The sequence below is a fragment of the Brevundimonas sp. CURTG3B2_SDJG genome, assembly GCF_057364705.1.
In genome coordinates this window covers 1-4,600 of sequence record NZ_JBNFOJ010000223.1, presented here as the reverse complement: position 1 = coordinate 4,600, position 4,600 = coordinate 1, and the positions used below count along the sequence as shown (strand labels likewise).

At 72.9% G+C, this 4,600-nt stretch carries 6 protein-coding genes and 1 pseudogene; 2 read left to right on the top strand and 5 right to left on the bottom strand.

What is annotated here, in order from left to right; all coding sequences use genetic code 11:
* Positions 1–14 precede the first annotated feature (14 nt).
* The 5 genes from AC2W7C_RS13685 to AC2W7C_RS13665 form a co-directional block, all read right to left on the bottom strand.
* On the bottom strand, positions 15–638 hold the full coding sequence (locus AC2W7C_RS13685) for a S41 family peptidase (RefSeq protein ID WP_486001931.1): 624 nt from the start codon (positions 636–638) through the stop codon (positions 15–17).
* Between the two features lie 14 nt (positions 639–652).
* A complete protein-coding gene (locus AC2W7C_RS13680; RefSeq protein ID WP_486001930.1) occupies positions 653–1,246 on the bottom strand; it encodes a S41 family peptidase in 594 nt (197 codons plus the stop codon).
* Entirely contained in the window at positions 1,243–2,298 is a 1,056-nt protein-coding gene (locus tag AC2W7C_RS13675) for a S41 family peptidase (RefSeq protein WP_486001929.1), read from the bottom strand. The genes AC2W7C_RS13680 and AC2W7C_RS13675 overlap by 4 nt, the downstream gene beginning before the upstream one ends.
* Positions 2,295–2,459 carry a hypothetical protein gene (locus AC2W7C_RS13670; RefSeq protein ID WP_486001928.1) on the bottom strand — a complete coding sequence of 55 codons (165 nt, stop codon included), beginning with the start codon at positions 2,457–2,459 and terminating at the stop codon, positions 2,295–2,297. Before AC2W7C_RS13670 ends, AC2W7C_RS13675 begins: the two co-directional genes overlap by 4 nt.
* Before the next feature lie 145 nt (positions 2,460–2,604).
* Complete coding sequence (locus AC2W7C_RS13665) at positions 2,605–3,318, bottom strand: EF-hand domain-containing protein (RefSeq protein ID WP_486001927.1); 714 nt, start codon at positions 3,316–3,318, stop codon at positions 2,605–2,607.
* Between the two features lie 126 nt (positions 3,319–3,444).
* Here AC2W7C_RS13665 and AC2W7C_RS13660 point away from each other — a divergent pair.
* Positions 3,445–4,160: pseudogene (locus AC2W7C_RS13660) on the top strand (response regulator).
* A complete protein-coding gene (locus AC2W7C_RS13655) occupies positions 4,157–4,420 on the top strand; it encodes a hypothetical protein (RefSeq protein WP_486001926.1) in 264 nt (87 codons plus the stop codon). The pseudogene AC2W7C_RS13660 and the gene AC2W7C_RS13655 overlap by 4 nt, the downstream one beginning before the upstream one ends.
* The last annotated feature ends 180 nt before the right edge of the window (positions 4,421–4,600 follow it).

Sequence of the window (4,600 nt, the reverse complement as noted above, 5' to 3'; positions counted from 1 at the left end):
AGCGGCCGCGAAGGTCAGGCCGGTCGCGGGCTGACCAGCGCCGCCGCCGCCGCGTCCAGCACGGGATCGCGTCCGCTCCGCAAATCCTCGAGGTCCGGTTCGACGACGATGTCGGGCGTCACACCGACGCCTTCCAGGAGCCGCCGCTCCTGGCCGGTCAGGACGGCGCTGAGGCTGAGCGACAGTTCACCGCCGTCCGGCAGGTTGACGGGGCGCGATCCGATCACCGCGCCCGCGCTGGTCTGGCCCGCCACCAGACCGCGCCCGGTCTCCTGCATCAGGGCGGCCAGCAGTTCGGAAGCGCTGCCCGAGCCCGGTCCGATCAGGACGGCGACCGGGCCGGTCCACACCTCGCGCGAGGGCGCATTGTGCAGGACCTTGTCGATGAACCGGCCGTCCAGGACCATGAAGTCCGTGCGTCCCTGGAAGAACAGGGCGACCACGTCGCCCAGCACGGCGGCCAGCCCTCCCGGATTGTCGCGCAGGTCCACGACGATGGCGCGCGGGGGATCGGCGAGCGCCGCCTCCACCTGGGCCTTCATCCATTCGCCGCCGACCCGGTCGAAACCGTCGAAGCGCAGCACCAGGACGCCGTCCGCCCGCCTTTCGGCCTGCTGACGCGGACGAGGCTCCAGCACCCGTCCGGTGATCGTCAGCCGTTGCTCGCCGCCGCGTTCGTCCTCGAAGACGAAGGCGTCGGCCGCCCCTCGTGGGGGTTGATCGAGCGGAAGGCGTCGCTTCCGTTCACGCTCACCAGACGCCAGCCGATCTTCACACCGGCCTCGGCGGCCGGACCGTCGGGCCGCACCTGGGTGACGAAGAAGCGCTCGCCGCGCCGGGTGACGCTGAAGCCGAAGCCGGCCGCGGACCGGCCGGTGCGGGCCGCCTCGAGGCGCGCCCGGGCGGTGGGCGACGTCACGGCCGTGTGCCGATCGTCCAGGCTGTCCACCACGGCCGAAAGCCCGGCGTAGAAGCCGGCCTCCGTCGGTTCGCCCACCACCCGGTCCCTGGCCTCAACGGCCCGAGCCGGCCAGTCCCGGCCGTTGAACCTGGGATCGTAGTAATGGGCCTCGATCCAGCCGGTCGCGGCGTCGTAGACCCGGGCGTTCAGGGCGGCGCGCTCGGGCGACCCGTCGACCGCGACGGCCGGCGGCGGCAGAACGCCCTCTTCGGCGAACGGCAGGCTTTGGCAGGCGGCCAAGCCCCACAGGCAGACGAGGACGAGAAGGCCTCCGAGGCGCTTCACGGAGCCTCGGCGCGCACCACGACCACATCCCCCGCCGGATGGTCGGCGAGGACGGCGATCGCCGCGTCGAGCGCGGGATCCAGGCCGTGGCGACGGTCGTCGCGCGTGACGGCGGCGGTCAGATCGGGCGTCACGCCCCGCTTCTCCAAGCGCACGCCGCCTGAGGTGACGAAATCCGCCCGGCTGAGGGTCAGTCGGCCGCCGTCCGGAAGCCGGGTCTCCTGCGAGATCAGGACCGCGCCGGCCGTCGGTTCGCCGATCACCACCGCGCGGCCGGCCTCCTGCAGAGCGGCGGGCGTCAGCTCGGCGGCGCTGCGGCTGGCGCTGTCCACCAGGACGGCGACGTCGTTGCCGACAGGCTCGGCCAGGTCGCCGCAGCCGCCGGCGGTTCTCAGGACATGCTGACGGCCGGATCGGGCGGTCCGGGTCGCCCAGGCCTGGTCGCGCGGCAGGAAGCAGCTCAGAACCGCGTCGGCCTCCATCAGCCGGCCTCCGGGGTTGCCGCGCAGATCGATGACCACATCGGTGTCCGGGGACAGGGCCGCCAGTTCGGACCCCATCCAGCGACCCAGGCCGGGTTCGAACCCCTCGACCCGCAGCACGACCACGCCGGGCCGTTCGCGACGGGCGACGAAGGCGGGCTGCGGCTCCATCACCACCGGCGTAAGCTCCAGGGGTCGCGCGGCGCCGGTCTCGTCGGAGAAGGCCAAACGGATGGGCCGGCCTTCCACGACATCCTGCTCGGGAGTCCATCCGCCCTCGTCGATGCTCAGCCGCCAGCCCTCCGCCACGCCCGCCGCCTCGGCCGGAGAACCGGCGCGCACCGCCTCGACCACATAGCCGCCCGACGACGCCGGGTCCGGACGCAGCGACAGGCCGATCGCGGCGCGGCGGTCGCGCAGGCGATCTTGGCGCCGGGCCACCGCGGGCGGGGCTACGCCGGCGTGGTCGTCGTCCAGCAGAGCCAGCATCTCGCCCAGCACGACGTAGAGCGCGCGATCGTCCCGGGCGGCCAGGGCGCGGGGGCGGTAGTCGCGCGCGCGCGTCCTCAATCCACGCCATGCAGGCGGGGGTCGTAGTACTGGCCGCGGACCTCGCCCCAGACCTGATCGAACACCCGCTGGTTCATCCGCGCCCGATCGCGGTCGGGGGGCGCGCCCGCGACGCCGCATCGGTTCCGACCGTCCCGAATGGTCCAGACCCCGCCCCCCACTCGCCCGCGAACGCCGGCGCCGCGACAAGCGCAAGGCTGGTCGCGGCTGACGCGGTCAGTCGGAGAACGAGGCGGCGGAAAGGCATCGACCGACGTTAGGGCGCCGATCGGATGACGTTCAAATCACGAAATCGCCGGAGACGGATCACTCTTCGTCTTCGCGTCGCTCGGTGTGGTGGGTGAAGACCTGCACGTCGCCGCCGGCGCCGCGCTCGCCCTCCTCGATGAAGCCCGAGCGGTCCGCGTCCATCCGGGAGAAGGCCTCACGCAGCGGCGCGGTGAATTCGGCCTCGCTGACCTTGCCGTCGCCGTCCTTGTCCAGGCCTCGGTCGCCGTCGGGGCCGCCGAAGCGACGCACCTCGATCCGCGCCGGCCCTCCGCGGCCGTCCAGCCGCATCACATGCGGCTCGCCGCGGCCCACGCCGTGAAGGACGATTTCGCGTTCGTCGTCGGAGCCAGGGCCGCCCCTCATGAAGACCACGGTGCGGTCGCCGTCCCGCTCGACGCGAAGGTCCTGGACGCCCTCGGACCGTCGGAACTCGAAACGGCCCCCGCCGGGGCCGCCCGGACCCCGCAAGACCGTGACCCCATGATCTCCCCGGCCATGTCCGCCGGCCAGTTCCTCGGTCGACAGGCGGCCGTCGCCGTCCTTGTCCATGCGGGCGAAGGCGTCGTTCAGCGGCGCGCCGAATTCCTCCCGCGTGACCTGGCCGTCGCCGTCCGCGTCGAGCCGGCCCGGACCGTCCCCGCCGACGAACACGAAATGCGAGCCCGCCTCCGGCAAGGGCGGCGGCGGCGGCGCGGGCGGGGCCGGCGGCTCCTGCAGCAGGATGGCGGAAAGGACGACGAGGGTCAGCATGGACAAGGCTCCGGAAATCGGCGGTCCGCTTTCGACCACGGGCCGCTTGCCGCCGTGTTTCATCCGCGCTCGGTTTTGTTTCAGTCCTGAAATGACGGCGGCGCAGGCCTCGGCCACAATGGAAGAATGCAGCCAGACGCCTCCCGCATTCTCGTCGTCGACGACGACCCCGGCATCCGCGAGGTGCTGTGCGACTACCTGAAGCAGCACGGATACGCCGTGGAAGGAGCCGCCAGCGCCGCCGAGATGGACCGGGCGATCGCGGCCCGCGCGCCGGACCTGATCGTTCTGGACCTGATGATGCCGGGCGAGGACGGGCTGTCGGTCTGTCGCCGCCTGACCGGCAAGGGGCCGCCCATCGTGATGCTGAGCGCCATGGGCGAGGACACCGACCGGATCATCGGGCTGGAGCTGGGGGCCGACGACTACCTGGCCAAGCCGTGCAATCCGCGTGAACTGCTGGCCCGTGTCCGCGCGGTGCTGCGCCGCCCCCGGGACGAGGCGGCCGCGACGGCCCCGCCTTGACCTTCGCGGGCTGGCGACTGGACCTGATGCGGCGCGAGCTGGCCCGGCCCGACGGCGAGCTGGTCGGCCTGTCGGCGGGAGAGTTCGCCCTGTTGCGGGCCTTCGCCGAGCGTCCCGGCCGCGTCATGACCCGCGACCAGCTGCTGGAGCGCGCGCGCGGCGCCGACGCCGATGTCTTCGACCGCGCCATGGACGTGCAGATCAGCCGGCTGAGGAAGAAGCTCGACGACGGCTCGGGCCTGGAGATGATCCAGACCCTGCGCGGCGAGGGCTACATGTTCGACGTCAAGGTCGAGCGGCAGCGAGGCGGCGCTTGAGACGCCCATCGTCATTCCCTGTCCTGGTGCAGGTCGCCGCCCTGGCGGTGTTCGCCGTGGTCATGTCGCAAGCGGTGGCGTTCGGGGTCGTGGTGTTCGCGCCGGAGCCCCGGCCGGCCGGCTTCAGCATCGACGCGGCGGCGCGCGCGCTGAAGGGCGAACCCGCCCGGACCACCGACGCCGGCTGCTGCGGCGGCGGATCACCAGTGAACCCGTCAAACGCAGCGGAGGCGGCGGCCCCGATCCCCTCGCCCACCTGATCGAGGCGTCGCTGGCGGAGCGGCTTCAGGTGGCCCCCGATACGGTGCGGGTCTCCGTGAACCATCGCGGTCCGCCACGCCGCCGCCTGATCCGTCCGGAGGCGAGCCGCCAGGATGTTCGGGGGGAGACCAAACGTCATCTTCGTCCGCCCCGCCCCCGCCCTCTCCCCCGGCCCCGCC